General features: G+C 71.9%; 20 protein-coding genes and 1 pseudogene. 11 read left to right on the plus strand and 10 right to left on the minus strand.

Going from position 1 to position 21,981, the window contains the following annotated elements; translation table 11 throughout:
* Positions 1 to 61: 61 nt before the first annotated feature.
* Together Leucomu_RS03880 and Leucomu_RS03885 are read right to left on the minus strand one after the other, a co-directional pair.
* Entirely contained in the window at positions 62 to 1,423 is a 1,362-nt protein-coding gene (locus Leucomu_RS03880; protein WP_128386414.1) for an MFS transporter, read from the minus strand.
* Positions 1,424 to 1,514: 91 nt separating this feature from the next.
* Positions 1,515 to 3,185: an amidohydrolase gene (locus Leucomu_RS03885; protein ID WP_128386415.1), complete on the minus strand. Its 1,671-nt coding sequence runs from the start codon at positions 3,183 to 3,185 to the stop codon at positions 1,515 to 1,517.
* A 93-nt stretch (positions 3,186 to 3,278) separates the two neighbouring features.
* On the opposite strand from Leucomu_RS03885, the pseudogene Leucomu_RS15905 reads away from it, so the two are divergent.
* Positions 3,279 to 3,893: pseudogene (locus Leucomu_RS15905) on the plus strand (Lrp/AsnC family transcriptional regulator); the annotation flags it as partial.
* 121 nt (positions 3,894 to 4,014) lie between these two features.
* Positions 4,015 to 4,341, plus strand: a complete 327-nt coding sequence (locus Leucomu_RS03900) for an Lrp/AsnC ligand binding domain-containing protein (RefSeq protein WP_164884505.1) — start codon at positions 4,015 to 4,017, stop codon at positions 4,339 to 4,341.
* A 37-nt stretch (positions 4,342 to 4,378) separates the two neighbouring features.
* On the opposite strand, the gene Leucomu_RS03905 is transcribed toward Leucomu_RS03900, so the two are convergent.
* The gene (locus tag Leucomu_RS03905) at positions 4,379 to 5,062 is read right to left on the minus strand and encodes a lysophospholipid acyltransferase family protein (RefSeq protein WP_017885356.1); all 684 of its coding nucleotides are present in this window, start codon (positions 5,060 to 5,062) and stop codon (positions 4,379 to 4,381) included.
* A gap of 51 nt (positions 5,063 to 5,113) precedes the next feature.
* Here Leucomu_RS03905 and Leucomu_RS03910 point away from each other — a divergent pair, with 51 nt between their 5' ends.
* The 6 genes from Leucomu_RS03910 to Leucomu_RS03935 all read left to right on the plus strand — a co-directional run bounded on the left by Leucomu_RS03910 (position 5,114) and on the right by Leucomu_RS03935 (position 11,136).
* Complete coding sequence (locus Leucomu_RS03910; protein ID WP_128386417.1) at positions 5,114 to 6,127, plus strand: hypothetical protein; 1,014 nt, start codon at positions 5,114 to 5,116, stop codon at positions 6,125 to 6,127.
* Between the two features lie 124 nt (positions 6,128 to 6,251).
* Positions 6,252 to 7,064 carry an ABC transporter ATP-binding protein gene (locus tag Leucomu_RS03915; RefSeq protein ID WP_128386418.1) on the plus strand — a complete coding sequence of 271 codons (813 nt, stop codon included), beginning with the start codon at positions 6,252 to 6,254 and terminating at the stop codon, positions 7,062 to 7,064.
* Positions 7,061 to 7,702, plus strand: a complete 642-nt coding sequence (locus Leucomu_RS03920; protein ID WP_128386419.1) for an ABC transporter permease — start codon at positions 7,061 to 7,063, stop codon at positions 7,700 to 7,702. The genes Leucomu_RS03915 and Leucomu_RS03920 overlap by 4 nt, the downstream gene beginning before the upstream one ends.
* Positions 7,699 to 8,484, plus strand: coding sequence for an ABC transporter permease (locus Leucomu_RS03925; protein ID WP_128386420.1), 786 nt, complete (start codon positions 7,699 to 7,701; stop codon positions 8,482 to 8,484). Before Leucomu_RS03920 ends, Leucomu_RS03925 begins: the two co-directional genes overlap by 4 nt.
* Positions 8,481 to 9,449, plus strand: a complete 969-nt coding sequence (locus Leucomu_RS03930; protein ID WP_128386421.1) for an ABC transporter substrate-binding protein — start codon at positions 8,481 to 8,483, stop codon at positions 9,447 to 9,449. The genes Leucomu_RS03925 and Leucomu_RS03930 overlap by 4 nt, the downstream gene beginning before the upstream one ends.
* 154 nt (positions 9,450 to 9,603) lie before the next feature.
* Positions 9,604 to 11,136 (plus strand): mycothione reductase, encoded by a 1,533-nt coding sequence (locus Leucomu_RS03935; RefSeq protein ID WP_128386422.1) that lies wholly within the window; start codon positions 9,604 to 9,606, stop codon positions 11,134 to 11,136.
* Positions 11,137 to 11,292: 156 nt separating this feature from the next.
* On the opposite strand, the gene Leucomu_RS03940 is transcribed toward Leucomu_RS03935, so the two are convergent.
* Together Leucomu_RS03940 and Leucomu_RS03945 are read right to left on the minus strand one after the other, a co-directional pair.
* The gene (locus Leucomu_RS03940; protein ID WP_128386423.1) at positions 11,293 to 11,712 is read right to left on the minus strand and encodes an NUDIX hydrolase; all 420 of its coding nucleotides are present in this window, start codon (positions 11,710 to 11,712) and stop codon (positions 11,293 to 11,295) included.
* A 24-nt stretch (positions 11,713 to 11,736) separates the two neighbouring features.
* Positions 11,737 to 12,519 carry a M15 family metallopeptidase gene (locus Leucomu_RS03945; protein ID WP_128386424.1) on the minus strand — a complete coding sequence of 261 codons (783 nt, stop codon included), beginning with the start codon at positions 12,517 to 12,519 and terminating at the stop codon, positions 11,737 to 11,739.
* 171 nt (positions 12,520 to 12,690) lie between these two features.
* Here Leucomu_RS03945 and Leucomu_RS03950 point away from each other — a divergent pair, with 171 nt between their 5' ends.
* The gene (locus tag Leucomu_RS03950; protein ID WP_128386425.1) at positions 12,691 to 13,938 is read left to right on the plus strand and encodes a CapA family protein; all 1,248 of its coding nucleotides are present in this window, start codon (positions 12,691 to 12,693) and stop codon (positions 13,936 to 13,938) included.
* 53 nt (positions 13,939 to 13,991) lie between these two features.
* On the opposite strand, the gene Leucomu_RS03955 is transcribed toward Leucomu_RS03950, so the two are convergent.
* A complete protein-coding gene (locus tag Leucomu_RS03955; protein ID WP_128386426.1) occupies positions 13,992 to 14,882 on the minus strand; it encodes a carbon-nitrogen family hydrolase in 891 nt (296 codons plus the stop codon).
* Between the two features lie 144 nt (positions 14,883 to 15,026).
* Between Leucomu_RS03955 and Leucomu_RS03960 the strand changes: the two genes are divergently transcribed.
* The gene (locus Leucomu_RS03960) at positions 15,027 to 15,602 is read left to right on the plus strand and encodes a DUF4916 domain-containing protein (protein WP_128386427.1); all 576 of its coding nucleotides are present in this window, start codon (positions 15,027 to 15,029) and stop codon (positions 15,600 to 15,602) included.
* 39 nt (positions 15,603 to 15,641) lie between these two features.
* On the opposite strand, the gene Leucomu_RS03965 is transcribed toward Leucomu_RS03960, so the two are convergent.
* From Leucomu_RS03965 to Leucomu_RS03980, 4 genes are read right to left on the minus strand one after another with little or no spacing between them, the layout of a single operon-like run.
* Positions 15,642 to 16,106, minus strand: coding sequence for a SprT-like domain-containing protein (locus tag Leucomu_RS03965; RefSeq protein ID WP_017885344.1), 465 nt, complete (start codon positions 16,104 to 16,106; stop codon positions 15,642 to 15,644).
* Positions 16,099 to 16,980 carry a spermidine synthase gene (locus Leucomu_RS03970; protein ID WP_128386428.1) on the minus strand — a complete coding sequence of 294 codons (882 nt, stop codon included), beginning with the start codon at positions 16,978 to 16,980 and terminating at the stop codon, positions 16,099 to 16,101. The genes Leucomu_RS03965 and Leucomu_RS03970 overlap by 8 nt, the downstream gene beginning before the upstream one ends.
* A complete protein-coding gene (locus tag Leucomu_RS03975) occupies positions 16,977 to 17,288 on the minus strand; it encodes a glutaredoxin domain-containing protein (protein WP_128386429.1) in 312 nt (103 codons plus the stop codon). The genes Leucomu_RS03970 and Leucomu_RS03975 overlap by 4 nt, the downstream gene beginning before the upstream one ends.
* Positions 17,285 to 17,962, minus strand: coding sequence for a phosphatase PAP2 family protein (locus tag Leucomu_RS03980; RefSeq protein ID WP_128386430.1), 678 nt, complete (start codon positions 17,960 to 17,962; stop codon positions 17,285 to 17,287). Before Leucomu_RS03980 ends, Leucomu_RS03975 begins: the two co-directional genes overlap by 4 nt.
* Before the next feature lie 449 nt (positions 17,963 to 18,411).
* On the opposite strand from Leucomu_RS03980, the gene rpoB reads away from it, so the two are divergent.
* On the plus strand, positions 18,412 to 21,909 hold the full coding sequence (gene rpoB, locus Leucomu_RS03985) for a DNA-directed RNA polymerase subunit beta (protein WP_128386431.1): 3,498 nt from the start codon (positions 18,412 to 18,414) through the stop codon (positions 21,907 to 21,909).
* Positions 21,910 to 21,981: the final 72 nt, after the last annotated feature.

The following is a 21,981-nucleotide window of genomic DNA, read 5'->3' on the forward strand; positions in this document are numbered from 1 at the left end:
CCACCTCTCGGCCGGGGTGAGGCGGGTGGTGCGGGTGGGGGAGCCCCGGGGGGAGCCGCGGTCAGCGGGTCTCGGGGTCCCGCGTGTCGATCGCGGTGGTGTCGAGACGCGGCGTGAAGGAGCCGGTGACCGGGGCCGCGTCGGAGTGCTGCGGTGCGAAGCGCACGCCGATGAACGCCGCGAGCGCGAGCACGCCGAAGAACCCGACGACCGACCAGAAGTTGCCGTCGGTCACGATGAGCAGGGTGGAGGCGATCGCGGGTGAGAGGCCGCCCCAGACCGCGGCGCCGATGCCGTAGGAGAGCGACATCGAGGTGTAGCGCGACTGGGGGCGGAACATCTGCGCCATGAGGGTCGAGAGGGGCGCCCAGGCGCCGCTCAGCGTGACGCGGATCAGGATGACGAACAGCCAGATCAGCGCCACGTTCTTCGCCTGGATCGACATCACCAGCGGGATGATGACGAGGCACGACGGGATAATGCCGAGGTACATGACGGCCTTCGGCCCGATCTTGTCGCCGAGCGCGGCGATCGGCAGCGTCACGATGAGCTCGACGAGCGAGGCGATCGTCATGGCGCCGAGGATGATGGACGGGTCGAGGCCGATCTCGGGGGTGTCGGCGTAGTTCTGCACGAAGGTCGTGGCGATCACGTAGCCGCCCGACGACATCGCGATGATGCAGAAGCCGAGCAGGATCGGCAGCCAGTTGTTCTTGAGCGCGAACAGCAGCGGCGTCGACTGCTCCTGCCCCTCGATCTTCGCCTCGAACACGGGGGTCTCCTCGACGCGGTAGCGCACCCAGAAGCCGACGCCGATGAGCACGATGCTGAAGAGGAACGGCACGCGCCACCCCCAGCTCAGCAGGGCGTCCTCGCCCAGCGCAGAGAGGGCCCAGAACGCGCCGGTGGCCATCATGGCGCCGAGGGGGTTGCCCACCTGCGTGAAGCCGCCGTAGAACGTCTTCCACTTGGCGGGTGCGCTCTCGACGGCCATGAGGCTCGCGCCGCCCCACTCGCCGCCGACGGCGAGGCCCTGGGCCATGCGGCACAGGATGAGCAGGATCGGGCCCCAGATGCCGATGGTCGCGTAGCCGGGCAGCACGCCGACGAGGGTCGTGGCGACGCCCATGAGGATCAGGGTGATGGTGAGGGCGGGCTTGCGGCCGAGCTTGTCGCCGACGTGACCGAAGATGATGCCGCCGATCGGCCGCATGAAGAAGGCCACGGCGTAGGTGCCGAAGGAGGCGAGTGTCGCGAGCGCCGGGTCGGCTTCGGGGAAGAACACGTGCGGGAAGATGATCGCCGCCGCGGTCGCGTAGACGTAGAAGTCGTACCACTCGATCGAGGTGCCGACGAGGGCGGCCATGCCGCCTCTCAGCGCGCGCCTGTGGGAGTTCGGCGCGGCGGCCGTCGATGTGGACATGTGAGCTCCTTTGCTGGATGCCGACAGGGGGTGGATGCGGGGTTGGCGGGGAAGGGAGGGGCGGATGCGGTCGCACCCGCCCCGGGGAGGATCAGCGGGCGAAGACGCGCTCGCCGCCGACCCAGGTCTCGGTCACGCCGACCCGGGCGAGCTCCGAGACGGGGGTCGCGTGCGGATCGCGGTCGAGCACGGCGAAGTCGGCGCGCTTGCCGGCCTCGATGCTGCCGAGCTCCTCCTCGCGGCCCAGGGCGCGGGCCGCCGAGATGGTGTGGGCGCGCAGCGCCGTGTCGAGCGAGACGGCGAGGTCGTCGGGGCCGAGCTGCGTGCCGCGTCGGGTGATGCGGGAGACGGCGGCCTGCACGGCCTCCATCGGGCGGGGGTCGGCGACGGGGGCGTCGGACGAGATGGTGACCGGCACCCCAGCGCGCTCGAACTCGCCGAGGGGGTTGAAGCGCTCGCCGGGGGTGCCGACGGCCTGCTCGACGCCCTCGCCCCAGTTGTAGTGGTGCTGCGGCTGGTTGACCGGGTGGATTCCGGCCTTCGCCATGCGGGCGATCTGCTCGGGGGTGGGCAGGCCGCAGTGCTCGATGCGGTGGCGGGCGTCGGGATCGGGGCGATCCTCGAGCGCCGCCTCGATCGCCCCGATCACCATTTCGAGCGCGGTCGGCGACTGGGAGTGCGTGGCGGTCTGCAGGCCGACCCGGTGCGCCTTCCTGATGAGCTCGGCGTAGTCGGCGGGCTCGTGGTACAGCTGGCCGGTGCGGCACGGGTCGCCCACGTAGCCGTCGGGGAAGTAGGCGGTCCAGCCGCCGAGCGTGCCGTCGGAGTAGAACTTGATGCCGGCGAAGCTGAGGTGCTCGTTGCCGAACTGGCCGTGCAGGCCCATCTCGATGGCCTCGTCGAGCAGGTGCGAGAGCAGGTACATGCTCACGCGCACCTTGAGGTCGCCGGACTCGGCGAGCCGCAGGTACATGTCGAACTCGCGTCGGCTGACCTGGGCGTCGCCGATCGTCGTGACACCGCCTTCGAGGAAGTTCTGCTGGGCCGCGGCGAGCTGGCGCTTGTGCTCCTCGGGCTCGTCGGCGAGATGGAAGTTGGGGCCGTGGTGGCCGATCTTCACGCCCTCGAGGCCGGTGAGCACGTTGCAGGCGGCGTCGGAGAGCTCGCCCGTGAGCTCGCCGTCGGCGTCGCGGAAGAACTCGCCGCCCTTCGGGTTGGGGGTGTCGCGCGTCACGCCGTGCAGCTCGAAGGTGTAGCTGTTGACGACGCCGCCGTGGCCCGACGCGTTCATCAGGTAGACCTCGCGGTCGGTGGCGACCTCGTCGAGCTCGAAGCGGGTGGGGTGGCGGCGCTCGGCGAGGTTGCGCTGCTCGTAGCCGTAGCCGCGGATCGGGCGGCCGGGGGGCAGCGTCTGCGCTGCGTCGCGCAGCAGTGCGACGATCTCGGGGATCGATCCGGCCTGGTCGGGCCCGCAGTCGACCCAGCTCATCATCTGGCCGAGCATGAGGGGGTGCGCGTGGGCGTCGATGAAGCCGGGCACGACCGTCGTGTCGCCGAGGTCGACGAGTTCGGGTGCGAGCGCGCTCACCTCGGCGGCGGCAGCGCGGCACTCGTCGACGGAGCCGACGTGCGCGAAGCGGTCGCCGATCACGAGGAACGCCTCGGGGGTGCTGCCGGCCTCGTCGAGCGCGTCGATGCGCTCGGCCGTGACGATCTTCGGTGCGGCGGGGGTCGGGGCCTGGGTGAACGCGAGCTTGCGCACGGTGAACTCCTTCGTCTCGAATCGCTACGAGAGTACGCACTTTCGAACGGCCGCGACAGCAGAAAAATCGTTGAAATCGCAAGAGCGGATGATATGTCGATCAAGGTCGCCATTTTCTCGTGGAGAAGCTCAGATGAGCCCGATGTCGGTGATGATCTGCTGGAATCAGCCGCGGTGATCTGGCAGGATCGGAGCGTGGACGAGTTCGATGAAGACCTGATCCGAGCCCTGCAGCTCGACGGGCGAGCGCAGTTCTCCGCGCTCGCCGAGCAGCTCGGGGTGCACCGCACCGTCGTCGCGCAGCGCGTGCACGACCTGCTGGCGTCGGGCGAGATCCGCATCCTCGCGGCGGTGCATCCGCGGGTCGTCGGGCTTCCCGTCCAGGCGAACCTGCAGCTGCGCATCAGCGGGCCGACCCCGCCCGTATTCGAGCGCATCCGCGAGCTCACCAACGTCGTCTTCCTGTCCGAGATCAGCGGTCAGACGCAGGCGGTCGTCGAGGTCTGGGCGGCCGACCGCGACGACGTCGCCCGCTCCCTGCGCGAGATTCAGGCGATCGACGGCGTGCTCGACATGCAGTTCTCGCTCTACGACCGCGTGCTGCGCCGGCTGCGGCTCGGCGAGGACCCCGAGATGACCGACCTCGCCTTCGACGACTTCGACATCGCGCTCATCGCCGAGCTCCAGCTCGACGGCAGGCTCACGTTCGGGGAGCTCGCGCGCCGCACCGGCCGGTCCGCCTCGGCGTGCCGCGCGCGTGCTGCGACTGCTCGGATCGGGCGTCATGCGGATCGGCGCGGTGCGCAGCCGCCGCAGCGCGACGAGCTCGGTGCTCTCGGGAGTGGGCATCGTGCTCGGGGGCGATCCGAATGCTGCGGCCTCGGCCGAAGAGCTGCTGCTCGGCATCCCGACCATCGAGTTCGCGGCGCGCACCCTCGGCCGCTACGGCCTCATCGCGACGATCGCGGCGCGCTCGCTCGCCGATTACACCGACATCGTGCGCATGATCCGCGCCCACCCCGGGGTGCGCCTCGTCGAGACCTGGGTGCACGCGTTCGTCTGGCTGGAGCGCTACGAGTGGAGCCTCGACCGCCTCGACCGAAACCGCAGGGCGCGCCCCGCCCCGTCTGAGCTCGAGGCCGCGGACCCCGGCTGACCCGCCGCTTCACGACCAGGGGAGGACTGCGCCGACGTCAGGCGCCGCGTCCGCCCGACGCGTGGTCGTCGGCGAGCTGCTGGCCGGTGAGCGCGTGGATCGCCGCCATGATGCGCTCGGTCGCCTCCCGCCTCGCCCGCCCGGCGGGCAGCCCCGCGAGGTCGTCGAGCGGGACCGGGGCCCCGAAGCGCACCTCGACGCGGTCGGGCCTGCCGGTCTCGGGGTTGCGCAGCGCGCGGTTCGTGCCGACAAGCCCCACGGGCACCACGGCCGCCCCCGTCTCGAGCGCGAGCCACGCCGCGCCCGCCCGGCCGCGGTAGAGCCGGCCGTCGCGGGAGCGGCTGCCCTCGGGGAACACCGCGAACACGTTGCCCGCTGCGAGCACCTCGCGGCCCGCGTCGAGCGCGCTCTGCGCGGCCGACGAGGCCTCGCGGTGCACGGGGATCGCGCCGATCTGCCGGAAGAACCAGCCCCCGATGCGCGACTCGAAGAGCGACGCCTTCGCGAGGAACTGCACCTTGCGCGGCGAGAACGACGGGATGAGGATCGTGTCGAGCCCCGAGAGGTGGTTGCTGGCGAGCAGCACGGGGCCAGCCGCGGGCACGTGCGCGCGACCCGAGACGCGGGGTCGGAAGCGCAGGCGCAGCAGCGGTCGCAGCACGGCGCGACCGATGAAGAACACTGGGCCGGGCCGCGCGGCCGCGACGATCGACGAACTCACCCCTCGACCCTATCCGGCGAGGGTGCGCGAGACATCCCCTAGGCTCGACGCATGACCGGGATCGAATCGACGAAGGCCTTCCGGCGCCGCGCTCGGGCGAGTGTACCGCGCATCAGCGAGCGCGAGCGCATCCTGCCGCTCTCGCTCGTGCTCGGCACGCTCGGCGGGGTGTTCGCGGCGATCGCCGTGTTCATGCTCACCACCCTCGACCAGGCCGAGACCGCCGCGGAGCGGCGCGAGCAGTTCTGGGTGAGCCTGCTCGCGATCGTCGGCGCCGTGTTCTTCTTCGCCTCCATCGGGTACAGCGTCTGGGTTCTGGCCCGCAAGTGGCGCCGCCGTCGCGCGGCAGCCGAGCTCGCGATCTCCCGCGGCTGGCACTACAACGTCGAGTGGGATCCGCGGGCCTACCCGGCCACGCTCTTCCGCACGGGATCCCGCGCGTGGGTCGAGAACGCCGCGCACCTGCACGAGCCGCGCTACATCGAGGTCGGCAACTACTCCTTCGAGACCGCCGAGCGGGCATCCGGCCGCCGCGAAGTCGGATTCGTGGGCATCGGGCTCGATCGCAGACTGCCGCACATGTACCTCGAAGCCGCCCAGCGCGGCCGGCCGAGGGCGTACGTGCCGCAGTTCTCGGCAGACCAGCGCCTGTCGCTTGAGGGCGACTTCGACCGCTGGTTCCGCCTGTACTGCCCCCGCGAGTACGAGACGGACGCCCTCTACGTCATCACGCCCGACGTCATGGCACTGATGATCGACGAGGCGCCCGGCTTCGACATCGAGATCATCGACGACTGGATGTTCGTCGTCGCGCGCGAGCCGTTCGACATGGCCGACGCACGCGTGCTCGACTTCGCGCAGCGGCTCGCCGCGACGCTCGGCGGCACGACGGCGCGGCAGTCGGCCCGCTACCGCGACGACCGCAGCGACGACGCCGCCTTCGTCGACCGATCGGGTGCGAGGCTGAAGACCGGCCGGTGGCTGGTCACGCTGCTGCCCGCGGTGATCACCGGTCTCGTGTGGCTCGGGATCGCCTGGGCGAACGGCGTCTTCGCGCTCGGGTGAGCGCCGTGCCCGCCGCATACACCGGGGCAGCCGCGGCTGGCAAGCCCCCGCGCGTCGCGCGGGGGCGACCGTTAGGGTGGGGTGAACGCAGCCACCGTGCACCCGACCTCAGGGAGGTGTCGACGTGATCGAGTTCGAGCACGTGTCCAAGGTCTACCCGGGCGGCGCCACGGCGGTGCACGACTTCTCGTGCGTCGTGCCCTCCCACCGCACCGTCGTGCTGGTGGGCTCGTCGGGCTCGGGCAAGACCACCCTGCTGCGCATGGTCAACCGCATGGTCGATCCGACGGCGGGGCGCGTGCTCATCGACGGCGACGACGTGCGCGAGCGCGACCCGGTCGAGCTGCGCCGCTCCATCGGCTACGTGATGCAGCACGGCGGCCTGCTGCCGCACCGCACCGTGCGCGACAACGTCGCGACCGTGCCGATCCTCTCCGGCGTCTCGCGGCGCGAGGCGCGCACCTCGGCGGCCGGGCTGCTGGAGCGCGTCGGCCTCGATCCCGCGCTCGGCGACCGCTACCCGGCGCAGCTCTCCGGAGGCCAGCAGCAGCGCGTCGGGGTGGCGCGGGCGCTCGCGGCCGACCCGAACATCCTGCTCATGGACGAGCCCTTCGGCGCGGTCGACCCGATCGTGCGCCGCGAGCTGCAGCGCGAGCTGCTGGAGCTGCAGGCCGAGCTCGGCAAGACGATCGTGTTCGTCACCCACGACGTCGACGAGGCGTTCCTGCTCGGCGACGAGGTCGTGGTGCTCGAGAGCGGCGGGCGCATCGCCCAGCGGGGTGCGCCCGCCGAGATCCTCGCCGATCCCGCGAGCGACTTCGTGCGCGACTTCGTCGGCGCCGACCGCGCCGAGCGCCGCCTGCGCCCGGTCGAGGTCGGCGGCAGGAGCGTCGCCGTCGACGAGGACGGCAGGCCGGTGGGGGTGCTGGGCGGGTGAGCTGGCTGCTCGCCAACTGGCAGCCGGTGGCCGGGCTCGCGCTCGACCATCTGCTGCTGAGCCTGCCCGCGATCCTCGTCAGCGTGCTCGTGGCCGTGCCCATCGGGCGCCTCGCGTTCCGGCGGCCCCGCATCGGCGGGCCCCTGCTCTCGGTCGCGACGCTCGCGTACGCGATCCCGGCGCTGCCGCTGCTCATCATCATCCCGGCCGTCACCGGCACGCCCCTGCGCTCGTGGCAGACGATGGTCGCCGCGCTCACGGTCTACGGCGTCGCGCTGCTCGTGCGCACCGCCTGCGACGCCTTCACCGCGGTCGACCCGCAGCTGCGCGACGCCGCCGTGGCCACCGGCTACTCGCCGCGCGGTCTCTTCTGGCGTGTCGACCTGCCGCTCGCGGTGCCCGTGCTCGTCTCGGGCGTGCGCGTGGTCACGGTGTCGACGATCAGCCTCGTCACCCTCGGGGCGCTGATCGGTGTGCCGGGCCTCGGCACGCTGCTCACCGACGGCTTCCAGCGCGGCATCGCCGCCGAGGTGTGGACCGGTGTCATCACGACCGCGGTGCTCGCGCTGCTGCTCGACGCGGCAGTGCTCGGGATCGGGCGCGCGCTCGCGCCGTGGACGCGAAGGGTGCGATCGTGACGCCCGCGGCGCTCGGGCTGTTCGGCGAGGCGCTCGCCTGGCTCGTCGACCCCGCGCACTGGAGCGGGGCGGGCGGCATCCCGAACCGCGCCCTGCAGCACCTCGGCGTGACCGCTCTCGCCCTCGTCATCGCCGCGGCGGTCGCCCTGCCCGCGGGGGTGCTCATCGGGCACACGCGGCGCGGATCCGGCCTCGTCGGCGGCCTCACGGGAGCCGCGCGCGCCCTCCCCACCCTCGGTCTGCTCACCCTCTTCGGGCTCGCGTTCGGCATCGGCCTCACGGCCCCGCTGCTCGCGCTCGTCGTGCTCGCCGTCCCCTCGCTGCTCGCCGGCGCCTACGCGGGCGTGCAGGCGATCGACGCCGCCGTGCCCGCCGCCGCGAAGGCCGTCGGCTTCAGCCCGGCGCAGGTGATCCTGCGCGTCGAGCTGCCGCTCTCGCTGCCCGTCATGGTCGGCGGCATCCGGGCCGCCACGCTGCAGGTCGTGTCCACCGCCACGCTCGCCGCGTACACCGCCGACATCGGCCTCGGCCGCTACCTCTTCGCCGGCCTCAAATCGAGGGACTACGCCCAGATGCTCGCCGGCGCGCTGCTCGTCGTCGTGATCACGCTGCTGCTCGAACTGCTGCTCGCCGCCTGCCAGCGGGTCGCGACGGCCCGCTTCGGGCGCCCCGGATCCCGCGCCCCGCGATCCCGCGCCCAGCGATCCCGAACCGCCGACGGCGAACCCGCCGCTCCGACCCCAGCCACCTCAACCATTCACCGAGAGGAAGCCCGATCATGACCGCTCGCCCTCAGCCCCACACCCCCGCCCGGCCGCTCGGCCGCCGCACCTGGCGCCGCACCGCGATCGCCGCCGGCGCGCTCGCGCTCTCGGCGGCGCTGCTCACCGCCTGCGGAGGAGGCGGCGACCCGCTCGCCGAGCCCGGCGCCGAACCCACCGCCGGCGACGCCATCGTGATCGGCTCGCAGGACTACTACTCCAACGAGATCATCGCCGAGCTCTACGCGCAGGCGCTCGAGGCCGGCGGGTACGAGGTCGACCGCCAGTACCGCATCGGGCAGCGCGAGGTCTACCTGCCCGAACTCGAGGCCGGCACCATCGACCTGTTCCCCGAGTACACGGGCAACCTGCTGCAGTACTGGGAGCCCGACACCGAGGCGCGCCTGAGCGACGACGTCTACGCCGCGCTCGAGCAGGCCGCCCTCGACGGGCTGCGCGTGCTCGAGCAGTCGCCCGCCACCGACCAGGACTCGTACACCGTCACCCGCGAGTTCGCCGAGCAGTGGGACCTCGCCCAGGTCGACGACCTGGCCGGCGTGGACGAGCCGCTCACACTCGGAGCCAACTCCGAAGCCGAGAGCCGCCCCTACGGCCCGGACGGCCTCGCCGAGGTCTACGGCGTCGAGGGTGTCGGGTTCACGCCCATCGAGGACGGCGGAGGCCCCCTCACGGTGAAGGCGCTGCGCGACGGCTCGATCCAGCTCGCCATCATCTACACCGCCGACCCGACCGTCGCCGAGAACGACCTCGTCGCCCTCGAGGACACGAAGGGCCTCTTCCTCGCCTCCCACGTCGTGCCGCTCGCGAGCGACCGCGTCGACGAGGGCGCCGAGCAGATCATCGACGAGGTCAGCGCCGCGCTCACCGCCGACGACCTCGTGGCGATGAACGGTCGCAGCGTGAACGACGAGCTGGCCGCCGACCGTATCGCAGGCGACTGGCTCGCCGAGAAGGGCCTCGTCTGAGACGGGCGGCGCGGCGGGTCCGCGAATCCGCCCGACTTCGTCCCATGAGAACCGGAGAATTCAGTGTCGTTCATGGGACGAAGTCGGGCCGATTCCGCTTGGTCCGGTGGGGGCGCCGCTCGATCCGCCCGCGGGTTCTGAGAGGATACGTTCCATGAGCACCATCAGCGTCGACCTCGCGATCATCGGCTCGGGATCGGGCAACTCGCTCGTCACCCCCTTCTGGGACGACAAGCGGGTCGCGATCGCCGAGCAGGGCGTCTTCGGCGGCACCTGCCTCAACGTGGGCTGCATCCCCACCAAGATGTACGTGCGGCCCGCCGCGCTCGCGCGCACCCCCGAGGAGGCCGCACGGCTCGGCGTCGAGATGCGCACCGAGTCGGTCGACTGGCGCGCGATCCGCGACCGCATCTTCTCGCGCATCGACGCGATCTCCGAGGCCGGAGAGCGGTATCGCGCCGAGGAGCTCGACCACGTCGAACTGATCTCCCGGCGGGTGCGCCTCGACGGGCCGCGGGCGCTCGTCGTCGACGGGCCGGGTGGCCCGGACGCCCGAGCCGCGTCCGAGCGGGACGCGTCCGAGCGGGGCGCGGGCGAGACGGGCTCCGATGCGGACGCCCGCGACGCGGTCGCGCGCGTCGAGGCCGGGCAGCTGGTGATCGCCGCCGGCTCGCGGCCCGTGATGCCCGACATCCCCGGCATCGACCTGCCGGGCGTGCACACCTCCGACACGGTGATGCGCGTCGACGAGCTGCCCGCGCGCGTGGTCGTGATCGGCGGCGGCTACATCGCGTGCGAGTTCGCCGCCATCTTCTCGGGCCTCGGCTCGCAGGTCGTGCAGGTCGTGCGCGGAGACCGTCTGCTGCGCCGCCTCGACGACGAGATCGCGGGGTGCTTCACCGCCGAGGCGGGCCGTCGCTGGGACGTGCGGCTCGAGTGCTCCGTGCGCGCCATCCGCGTCGACGCCGCGCTCGCGGGCGGCGCGAGCGGGCTCGTCGCCGAGGTCGGGCGCTCGGGTGAGACGGGCACCGAGGCGATCCGCGCCGACATCGTGCTCGTGGCGACCGGGCGCCGGCCCAACTCCGACCTGGTGGGCGCCGCCCAGGCGGGCCTCGACCTGCACGACGACGGGCGGATCGCGGTCGACGAGTACCAGCGGGTGCTCTCGGGCGGCGAGCCCGTCGAGGGCGTCTACGCGCTCGGCGACGTGTGCTCGCCGTTCCAGCTCAAGCACGTCGCGAACCACGAGGCGCGGGTGGTCGCGCACAACCTCGAGCACCCGAACGAGCTGCGGCGATCCCGGCACGAGGCCGTGCCCGCGGCCGTGTTCAGCGACCCCGAGCTCGCCCAGGTCGGACTCACCGAAGCCGAGGCGGCCGAGTCGATCGGGGCCGAGCACGTCACCGCGAAGGTGCAGCGCTACGGCGACACCGCCTACGGCTGGGCGATGGAAGACGGCACGGGCGTGTTCAAGGTGGTCGCCGACCGCCGCGACGGGCGCATCCTCGGGGCGCACGCGATGGGGTATCAGGCCTCCAACCTGATCCAGGTCGTCGTGATGGCCATGAGCTTCGGTGTCGACGCGCACACGGCGGCGCGCGGCCAGTACTGGATCCACCCGGCCCTCATGGAGGTCGTCGAGAACGCGCTGCTCGGCCTCGACGTGCCGAGGGGCGACGCGCTCTGACGGACCCGCCCCGAGGTCGTCGAGGAGCGCGGTTCTCCTCGACGGGGCGGCCGTATCCGCTCCCCGAGCCCGTCGAAGGGGCAGGGCGCGCCCCGTTCCCCGAGCCTGCCGAAGGGGGCGGCGGTTGCCTGCGACGTGCTCAGGGAGCGCGGGCGCTCAGCCCGCGAGCAGCGCCGGAAACACGAAGTCGGTGTTGAGGGGCGCCATATCGGCGCGCTCGGCCGACGGATGCACCCACTCGAGGTGCTCGATCTCGGCCCGGGGCTCCGCCGTGGCGGCCGCCGTGACGAGCGGGTGCTCGAACACCGAGGCTTCGACGGTGTGGCCGGGCTCGTTCGCCGCCACGGCCCGGAACACGCCCAGCTCGCGCAGCCGATCCCGGTCGAGCGCGATCCCGAGCTCCTCCTCGAACTCCCGCACGGCGGTGTCGCGAGGATCCTCGCCCGCCTCGTGCTTGCCGCCCGGCAGCATGAGCGAGCCGGTGCCCCGCTTGCGCACGTTGAGCACGCGGCCGGACTCGTCGCGCATCACGACGGCGCTCACGCGGATGAGGAGGGTCTCTGCTGCAGCGGTCACCCGTCGAGCCTAACGCCGGTGGGCCTACTGCGCGTAGCCGGGCGCGGCGGGCAGCCCGAAGAACTCCTCGAGCGTCGTCGTGCCGGTGGCGCGCATCTGCTGCGCCAGCTCGGGGCCCACGTAGCGGAAGTGCCAGGGCTCGGGCATGAAGCCCGTCACCTCCTGCTTGCCCTCGGGGTAGCGCACCACGAAGCCGTGGTCGGCGGCGTGCTCGGCGAGCCACAGCCCCGCGGGCGTCTCGCCGAAGCAGGCGGCCAGGTAGCAGGCGCCGTGGTCGTCGAAGTCGACCGCGAGGCCCGTCTGGTGCTCGGAGTGGCCGGGGCGGGCCGAGTACGTGTCGGCGGCGGCCTGCCCGTCGCGCGCCGTGTAGCCGTCGTACAGGGCCACCTGCGTGGCGTAGTCGCGGTAGGCGCTGATGATGCGCACCGCGTGCCCGTCGGCCGCGGCCGCGGCGACGAGCGCCTCGACGGCTCGCGCGGCGGGCTCGCGCAGCGGCTGCGAGAACTCGTTCTCGACCCCCTCGGGCATCACGAGGTCGGCGGGTGCGAAGTCGGCGGGCGAGAGGGGGCGCAGCTTGTTGCTGACCACCCAGATCGACATGGGATCGTCGACGGAGTGGGCGGCCCGGTCGAACTCGGCTTCGGCGGGCGGCTCCTCGGCGGGGGCGGGGGCAGGGGCGGGCTCGGGGGAGGGGGCCGCCGAGGCCTCGGCGGCGGATTCGGGTTCGGGCGCGCAGGCCACGAGGGGCAGCGCGAGGGCGCCTACCAGCAGCGCGGCGAGTGCGGGGCGCGGGATCCTGACCGACATGCGACCAGCCTATGCGGTGCCGCGGTCGCGAGCCTCGACGTCCGTGGCCCGTGCCGCCCGCATACTCGGCGAGAGGCGGATTTCGCATGCTTCTTGGGGTGCTGGGCTGCAAGATCCGCCTCTCGCGTGGGTGGGGAGGGAGGGCCTGCCGCACCGCATAGGGTGGAGGGCATGACGCAGGAGAAGCGGGCGCGGACCGGGCTGTCGCGCAGGGCCAGGCTCACCATCACGATCGTCGTCGCCGCGCTCGTGCTGCTCGGCGGCGGCACCGCTGCGGCGCTGTGGCTGGGCGGCGGGGAGGATCCCGAGCCCACCGCCGAGACCCCGGCCCCCGAGCCCGCCCCCGCCGAGGAGCCGCCCGCCGAACCCGAGCAGCCGGCCCGGCCCCTGCACGTCATCGCGATGGGCGACATGCTGCCGCACGACTCCGTCAACGCCAACGCCCAGCTGCCCGACGGGGGCTGGGACTACGGGCAGTTCTTCGCGGGCATCCGGCCGCAGCTCGACGCCGCCGACGCGACCTTCTGCAATCAGGAGGTGCCGAGTGCGGGGGCCGAGTTCGGCATCAGCGGCTATCCGGTCTTCAACGCGCCGACCGAGTTCGCCCGGGACCTGCACGGCGCGGTCGGCTGCGACCTCGTGAACCTCGCCAACAACCACGCCGCCGACAAGGGTGCGGCGGGCATCGCCGCCACCCGCGCGGCGTGGGACGGGCTCGCCCCCGCCGCACTTAGCGGCGCCAACCGCAGCCCCGAGGAGCAGCGAGCCGTGCAGGTCTTCGAGCAGGACGGGGTGCGGATCGCGCTCGTCTCGTTCGCCGAGTACTCCAACGCGCCGATCGACGGCGTCTCGCTCAACCTGATGGGCGACGACGCGCTCGTCGCCGACCTCATGGCGCAGGCTCGGGATCAGGCCGACGTGGTGATCGTGTCGGCGCACTGGGGCACCGAGGACTCCCACGAGGTGAACGGCGCCCAGACGGCGTTCGCGCAGCGGGTCGCAGACCTCGGGGCCGACGTGATCGTCGGCACCGGGCCGCACGTGCTGCAGCCGGTGACCTGGCTTCCGCGCGCCGACGGCGGGCGCACGCTCGTCTGGTACTCGATCGGCAACATGCTCAGCACGCAGCTCGAACTCGCGCAGCGCACGGGGGTGATCGCCGGCTTCGACCTCGTGCGCGACGAAGCGGGCGCGGTGCGGGTGGAGAACCCGACGGCGATCCTCACCTACATGCACTACGAGTGGACGCCCGAGCAGGAGGCGGCGGGCGACCTCATGGCGCGGCACGGGCTGTCGATCACGCCGCTCGCCGCGTCGGGCGAGCTGCTGCAGGCCGCGCGCTTCGGGGTGACCGCCGAGCAGCAGGCGGCCGACTCGGCCGCGATCCTCGGGGCTGAGGTGACGATCCTGCCCGAGTAGCGGCGCTCGCCGACCCGGTCGAGCGGGCGCCGCAGCCGAGGGTCGGCGGGGGATCAGCCCCGCGCCTCGGCTCCGGGATCGGCCGAGAGCGTGGTGTACGCCTCGCCGCTCAACCGGTCGGCGATGACCGGGAACTCGGCGCGCACCTCGGCGACCCGTGAGGCGTCGACCTCGACGACGAGCACCTCCTCGCCGTCGCCGCACTCGGCCACGACGCGACCGGAGGGGTCGACGACGCGGCTGAAGCCGCCGAGCGCCACCGCGCCCGCGCCCTCGCCCTGAGTGCCGCAGGCGTTGCAGGCCAGCACCCACACCTGATGCTCGACCGCTCGCGCCTGCGTCAGCAGTCGCCAGTGCTCGCGGCGGGCGGCGGGCCACGCGGCGGGCACCACGACGGTCTCGGCGCCGCGAGCGCTGAGCTCCTGCCAGAGGCCCGGGAAGCGCAAGTCGTAGCAGGTGGTGCTCGCGGTCTCGCCGAGCGGGCCGGGCACCACGCTCAGCGAGCCGCCGGGCCGCAGCAGCTGCGACTCGAGCGACTGGTAGCCGAACACGTGGATCTTGCGGTAGGTCTGGGCGATGCGGCCGCGGGCGTCGATGAGCACGGCCGTGTTGTGCAGCGCGCCGTCGGCGCCGCGCTCGACGATGCTGCCCAGGTGCACGGCGGCACCGAGGTCGCGGGCGACGCGCCGGCCCATCTCGACGGTCGGCCCGTCGAGGGTCTCGGCGCGTTCGTCGTAGCGGTCGAAGGCGAAGTAGCCGGCGCTCCACAGCTCGGGCAGCACGAACAGGTCGACTCCCTCGTGCTGGCGCAGCAGCTGCTCGACGCGCTCGATGCGTTCGGCCGGGCTCTCGGCGTCGGGGCTCGCCACCTGCACGAGGGCGATGCGGCGGATCGCAGAGGGCGTCTCCGTCTGAGCTGTCGTCGGCGCAGTCGTCGCGTTCATACCCCCACCCTAACGAGTGCCGCGCTTTCGCCCGGCCGTTTCGACTCGGGGTCGCCGGCGCCCGCCCGGGAGGGCGACGCGGGAGACCGGCGAGCCGACGGGAAGGGGCAGACGCGGCCGGCGCGGCGGTGCAAGAATGGCAGCATGAGCATCGACACGGCAGAGCTTCCCGAGCCCGAGGGCCCCGAGGATCGCCCCGCCCCGGCCGGCAACCCCGGCTGGCTGAGCGACGACGAGCTGCGCTTCGTGCGGGGTCGCCTGCCGGTGGTGTACGTCGAGGCGGTGCCGGTGCGGCTCGACGGGCTCGGCAAGATCATCGAGGTGGGGCTGCTGCTGCGCAGCACCCCCGAGGGGGGCATCACGCGATCGCTGGTGTCGGGCCGCGTGCGCTTCGGCGAGACGCTGCGCGAGGCCCTCTTCCGTCACCTCGAGAACGACCTCGGCCCGATGGCCTTCCCCCAGATGCCCACCGCCCTGGTGCCGGTGCAGGTCGCCGAGTACTTCCCGATGCCCGGCATCTCGCCCTACGTCGACGAGCGCCAGCACGCGGTCTCGCTGGTCTACGTGGTGCCGGTCACGGGCACCTGCAACCCCCGCCAGGACGCGCTCGAGGTGAGCTGGATGTCTCCCGACGAGGCCCTCTCGCCGGACACGCTCGACGAACTGCCGGACGGACGCGGGCGGCTGCTGCGCGACGCGCTCGCCGCCGCCGGCTGCTGACGGGGAGGCACACGGGAAGCGATCCGCCGATCCGCCGGGTCAGGCGCGCTGCCTCCACGCGATCACGTGCGCGCGGGAGAACCCGCGGGCGCACCTGCCGCACGAGGTGACGCGGGTCGGTCTGCGGAAGCGGTAGTGCTCGTGCCCGGCCGGGCACGAACCCACCCACGGTGCGCGCTCGTGCGCGATCTCGCCGTCGTGGGTGCGCCCGCCGACGTAGCCGATCTCGGCCGCGACGCGCTTCCACGCGGCGCCGTGACCCGCCTCGGACCCCGCCATCGCGTGGGCGACCTCGTGCAGCAGCACCTGGTGGATCTCGTCGTCGTCGAACTTCTCCGCGAGGTAGCGCGACACGGTGATACGGCGCTCGGTGTAGTTGCAGAGGCCCGCACGCCGCTTCGCGCGGTCGAAGTCGAAGCTCCACGAGCCCGCGCCGAAGCGCGGTTCGAGATGCATGCGGATCAGGGCGTCGGCCCACACCCGCACGCGTCCCAGCTCAGCCACGACCGAACACCTCGGGCGGCGGCTCGGGGCTGGGGGCGGCGTCGGCGTCGAACACGGGCCTCGCGCCGCGCAGCCACTCGTCGAGTTCGCGCCCGGCGAGCATGCGGGCGGGGTGTGGGCCGCTCGCGAGCAGGCGGGGCAGCCAGTCGAGGTCGTCGGCGCGGGCGTCGGGCGAGGGGGAGCCGTCGGTCTCGCCGGAGGCCAGCAGCACGACGTTGCCGAAGCGCCGGCCCTTCAGCACCTGCGGTTCGGCGATCGCGGCCACCGTGGGGAAGAGGGATGCGAGCGTGGCGGTCTGGCCGCGTGTGAACGCCTGCCCGGAGCCGTCGGTCACGTTCACCACCACCACGCCCGCGGGCGCGAGGAGCGGGCGGATGAGCTCGTAGAACTCGGTGCTCGACACGTGCGCGGGCGTGCGGTCTCCCGCGAAGATGTCGACGACCACCAGATCCATGGCTCCGCGCATGCCCTCGGGCAGCTTGCCGAGCACCTCTCGGGCGTCGCCGCGTCGCACGCGGATGCTGGCGCGACGGGGTAGGGGAGCGGCCTCCCGCACGAGATCGACGAGGGCGCCCTCGAGCTCGATGATCTGCTGGCGGCTGCCGGGCCGTGTCGCCTCGACGTACCGGGGCAGGGTGAAGGCGCCGCCGCCCAGGTGCAGCGCTGAGATCGGGGCGCCCTCGGGCCGGAACAGGTCGATCACGTGGCCGATGCGGCGCACGTACTCGAAGAAGAGCTGGGAGGGGTCGCGCAGGTCGACATGGGACTGCGGAGTGCCGTCGACGAGCAGCTGGATCGCGCCCGGCACCCAGCGGTCCTCCTCGAACTCGGCCGTGAGGCCCGAGCTCAGCACGATCGGTTCGGGCAGGATCACGGGGCGGTCTCCGCCGAATCGTGCGGCGGGTCGAGCCGCGCCGCGCCCTCCGCCTGCGTCGCGCCGAGCCCGAGCTCGGAGATCTTGCGCAGCATGTCGGCGTTCGACGGCCCGACCTGGTGGCTGCGGTCGGGGTAGACGATCACGGGGATGTTGGTGCGGCCGCTGATGTCGCGGGCCACGTCGACGGCTGCGGGATCCTGCACGAGATCGACGTAGCGGTAGGGGGCTCCCGCGCGCTCGAAGATCAGCTTGGCGCGCCGGCAGTCGCCGCACCAGTCGGCTCCGAAGATGATGGTCTCGCTCATGCGTCCAGCCTAGGCGGCGGGGCCGATCCCGGTTTCGCCGAGCGCTCCCAGAGCCGGCGCGAGAGCACCGCGGCGCAGACGCCGAGCAGCGCCCCGGCGAGGGTGTCGCTGAGCCAGTGCACGTGCAGGGCGGTGCGGCTCCACATCATCACGACGACCCAGCCCGCTGCGAGCGCCCACGCCCACCCGCTCGCGGAGCGCGAGAGCCGGTCCGACTCCGCCGCGACGAGCGCGAGCGAGACGGCGAGGGCGGCGGCGCCCATCGAGTGCCCGGACGGGTACGAGCTGCCGGCGGCGTGGAAGAGCGGGTCCCAGGGCCGGGGTCGCATGACGAGCGCCTTCAGGGTCTCCGAGGCGGCGATGCCGATTACCATCGCGGTCGCGACGGAGGCCGCGTCGCGGGGCCGTCGCAGCGCGAGCAGCAGCGCCGCGGCGATCGCCGTGCACGCCGCGGCGCCGATCCCGCTGCCCGCCTCGGCCATGAACACCGCGACCGCGTGCGGCGCGGATCCCCGGGTCGCACCGGCGACGCCGTGCCACCACTCGTCGACGCCGAACGGTCCCGAATGCACGAGCCGCAGGTAGGCGCCCAGCGCCGCGATCAGCACGAGGCCCGCGACCGCCCACGGGGTCGCGGTGCGCGCGAGCGAGGCGGTGCGCGGAGGGATCGACATGCGCTCTACGGTAGCCCGGCCTCCTGCGAACGACCCCGCGAGGCCTCCTGCGAACGACCTCGCGGGGTTACTCCCCGCGCTCGCTCAGCACCGATCGACGTTCACGCACCCGATGACGGGTCGGCGAGGTGCGTGAGCGTCGATCGGTGCTTCGCTGAACAGCGGTGCGGGACGCGACGGATCGGCCCGCAGTCGATTGGGCGGATCGGGCCGCCGGGGAATATGCTGGGAGCGCCCCGCGATCCTTGCGAACGACGTCCGGCGCAGTAGACAGTCGGTAACAATGGTGTTACAGTCGATAGTTGCACTACGGACACCAGTATGCCTTCATATAGCGGTAGGCCCCGGGAGCTGGCGCGAAAGCGCAGATGAGCCTCGCCCGCGTGATCCGATGCATCTCTCGCAAGACCAGGTCAACCGGCCCGACGGGGCCCACGGAGGTAGTTTCCTTGGCTGCTGCGCGCAACGCATCGTCAACCACCCAACTGAAGAACGGTCGCAACCACTCGCGGCTCTCCTTCGCCAAGATTTCCGACACGCTGTCGGTGCCCAACCTGCTGGCACTGCAGCTCGAGAGCTTCGACTGGCTCGTCGGCAACGACGCGTGGAAGGAGCGCGTCACCGAGGCTCAGGCCGAGGGGCGCGACGACATCGCGCTGAAGAGCGGTCTCGAGGAGATCTTCGACGAGATCTCTCCGATCGAGGACAACGCCGGCACCATGCAGCTGTCGTTCGAGAACCCGATCCTCGACGAGCAGAAGTTCACCATCGAGGAGTGCAAGGAGCGCGGCAAGACCTACGCCGCCCCGCTGTACGTCGAGGCGGCCTTCTACAACACCGAGACCCAGGTGCTGAAGAGCCAGACGGTCTACATGGGCGATTTCCCCATCATGACCGACAAGGGCACATTCATCATCAACGGCACCGAGCGCGTCATCGTCTCGCAGCTCGTGCGCAGCCCCGGCGTGTACTTCGAGCGGGCGCAGGAGAAGACCAGCGATAAGGACGTCTTCACCGCCCGCGTGATCCCGAGCCGCGGCGCGTGGCTCGAGTTCGAGGTCGACAAGCGCGACCAGGTCGGCGTGCGCATCGACCGCAAGCGCAAGCAGTCGGTCACCGTGTTCCTCAAGGCGCTCGGCATGACCAGCGAGGAGATCCTCGAGGAGTTCGCCGGCTACGAGTCGATCGCGCTCACCCTCGAGAAGGACGGCATCCTCACCCAGGAGGAGGCCCTCAAGGACATCTACCGCAAGCAGCGTCCGGGCGAGCAGGTGGCGATCGAGGCGGCCAAGGCCCTGCTCGACAACAGCTACTTCAACCCGAAGCGCTACGACCTCGCCAAGGTCGGCCGCTACAAGATCAACCGCAAGCTCGGCCTCGACGCGCCCATCACCGACTCGGTGCTGTCGCTCGAGGACATCGTCGCGACCATCAAGTACCTCGTCGGCCTGCACGCGGGCACCGAGACGCTCCCCGGCGTTCGCGACGGCCAGCCGATCGACCTGCGTCTCGACACCGACGACATCGACCACTTCGGCAACCGTCGCATCCGCGCCGTGGGCGAGCTCATCCAGAACCAGGTGCGCACCGGCCTCAGCCGCATGGAGCGCGTCGTGCGCGAGCGCATGACCACGCAGGACATCGAGGCGATCACCCCGAACACCCTGATCAACACGCGCCCCGTGCTCGCGGCGATCAAGGAGTTCTTCGGCACCTCGCAGCTGTCGCAGTTCATGGATCAGAACAACCCGCTCGCGGGCCTGACCAACAAGCGCCGCCTCTCGGCGCTCGGCCCCGGCGGCCTGTCGCGCGATCGCGCGGGCGTCGAGGTGCGAGACGTGCACCCGTCGCACTACGGCCGCATGTGCCCCATCGAAACCCCTGAGGGCCCGAACATCGGCCTGATCGGCGCGCTCGCGACCTTCGCGCGCATCAACGCCTTCGGCTTCATCGAGACCCCCTACCGCCGCATCGTCGACGGCAAGGTCACCGATCAGGTCGACTACCTCACCGCCCACGAAGAGGACGAGTACCTCATCGCGCAGGCCGGCGCCCCGCTCACCAAGGACGGCAAGTTCGCCGAGAAGCAGGTGCTCGCGCGCCCCCGCGGCTCCGAGGTGGTGCTGGTCGATTCCGACCGCGTGCAGTACATGGACGTCTCGCCGCGCCAGATGGTGTCGGTGGCGACCTCGCTCATCCCGTTCCTCGAGCACGACGACGCGAACCGCGCGCTCATGGGCGCCAACATGCAGCGCCAGGCCGTGCCGCTCGTGCGCAGCGAGTCGCCCGTCGTCGGCACCGGTATGGAGGGTTACGCCGCGATCGACGCCGGTGACGTGATCACCGCGCAGAAGTCCGGCGTGATCGCCGAGGTCTCGGCCGACTTCGTCACCATCCAGGAGGACGAGGGCGGCACCCGCAGCTACTTCATGCGCAAGTTCGATCGCTCGAACCAGGGCACGAACTACAACCACCGCGTCATCGTGAAGGCCGGCGAGCGCATCGAGGCCGGCGAGGTCATCGCCGACGGCCCCGCCACCGAGAACGGCGAGCTCGCGCTCGGCCGCAACCTGCTCGTCGCGTTCATGTCGTGGGAGGGCCACAACTTCGAGGACGCGATCATCCTCAGCCAGAACCTGGTGAAGGACGACACCCTCTCCTCGATCCACATCGAGGAGTACGACATCGACGCCCGCGACACCAAGCTCGGCAAGGAGGAGATCACCCGCGACCTCCCCAACGCCAGCATGGAGGCGCTGAAGGATCTCGACGAGCGCGGCATCATCCGCATCGGCGCCGAGGTCAAGCAGGGCGACATCCTCGTCGGCAAGGTCACGCCGAAGGGCGAGACCGAGCTGAGCGCCGAGGAGCGCCTGCTCCGCGCGATCTTCAACGAGAAGAGCCGCGAGGTGCGCGACACGTCGCTCAAGGTGCCGCACGGCGTCTCGGGCACGGTCACCGCCGTCAAGGTGTTCGACGCCGAGAACGACAACGACGACGAGCTGGGCTCGGGCGTCAACCAGCGCGTGGTCGTGTACATCGCCCAGAAGCGCAAGATCACCGAGGGCGACAAGCTCGCCGGCCGCCACGGCAACAAGGGCGTCATCTCGAAGATCCTGCCGGTCGAGGACATGCCGTTCCTCGCCGACGGCACGCCGGTCGACGTGATCCTGAACCCGCTCGGCATCCCCGGCCGCATGAACTTCGGCCAGGTGCTCGAGATCCACCTCGGGTGGATCGCCAAGCAGGGCTGGAAGGTCGACGGCAACCCCGAGTGGGCTGCGAAGCTCTCGAAGGAGGCACTCGAGGCCGCCCCGAACACGAAGGTCGCCACCCCCGTGTTCGACGGCGCGTCCGAGGCCGAGATCGCGGGGCTGCTCGACTCGACGCTGCCCACGCGCGACGGCGAGCGGCTCATCGACTCCAGCGGCAAGACCCGTCTCTTCGACGGCCGCTCGGGCGAGCCCTACCCGTACCCGATCTCGGTCGGCTACATGTACATCCTCAAGCTGCACCACCTGGTCGACGACAAGATCCACGCGCGCTCGACCGGCCCCTACTCGATGATCACCCAGCAGCCGCTCGGCGGTAAGGCCCAGTTCGGCGGCCAGCGCTTCGGTGAGATGGAGGTCTGGGCCCTCGAGGCGTACGGCGCGGCCTACGCGCTGCAGGAGCTGCTCACGGTCAAGTCCGACGACATCCTCGGCCGCGTCAAGGTGTACGAGGCGATCGTTCGCGGCGAGAACATCCCGGAGCCGGGCGTGCCCGAGTCGTTCCGAGTGCTCATGAAGGAGATGCAGTCGCTCTGCCTGAACGTCGAGGTGCTGGGCGCCGACGGCAACGCCGTCAACCTGCGCGACAACGACGATGAGGCCCACCGCACCGCGGAGGAGCTCGGCATCAACCTGTCCAGCCGCTTCGAGACCTCGTCGGTCGACGAGATCTGAGCCGACCCCACCCCGTCCTCCCGCTCGCAGTCGCGGGATCCCGAGCAGCCGCCGCGTAAGCCGCGACTGCTC

The organism is Leucobacter muris, assembly GCF_004028235.1.
GTDB lineage: Bacteria > Actinomycetota > Actinomycetes > Actinomycetales > Microbacteriaceae > Leucobacter > Leucobacter muris.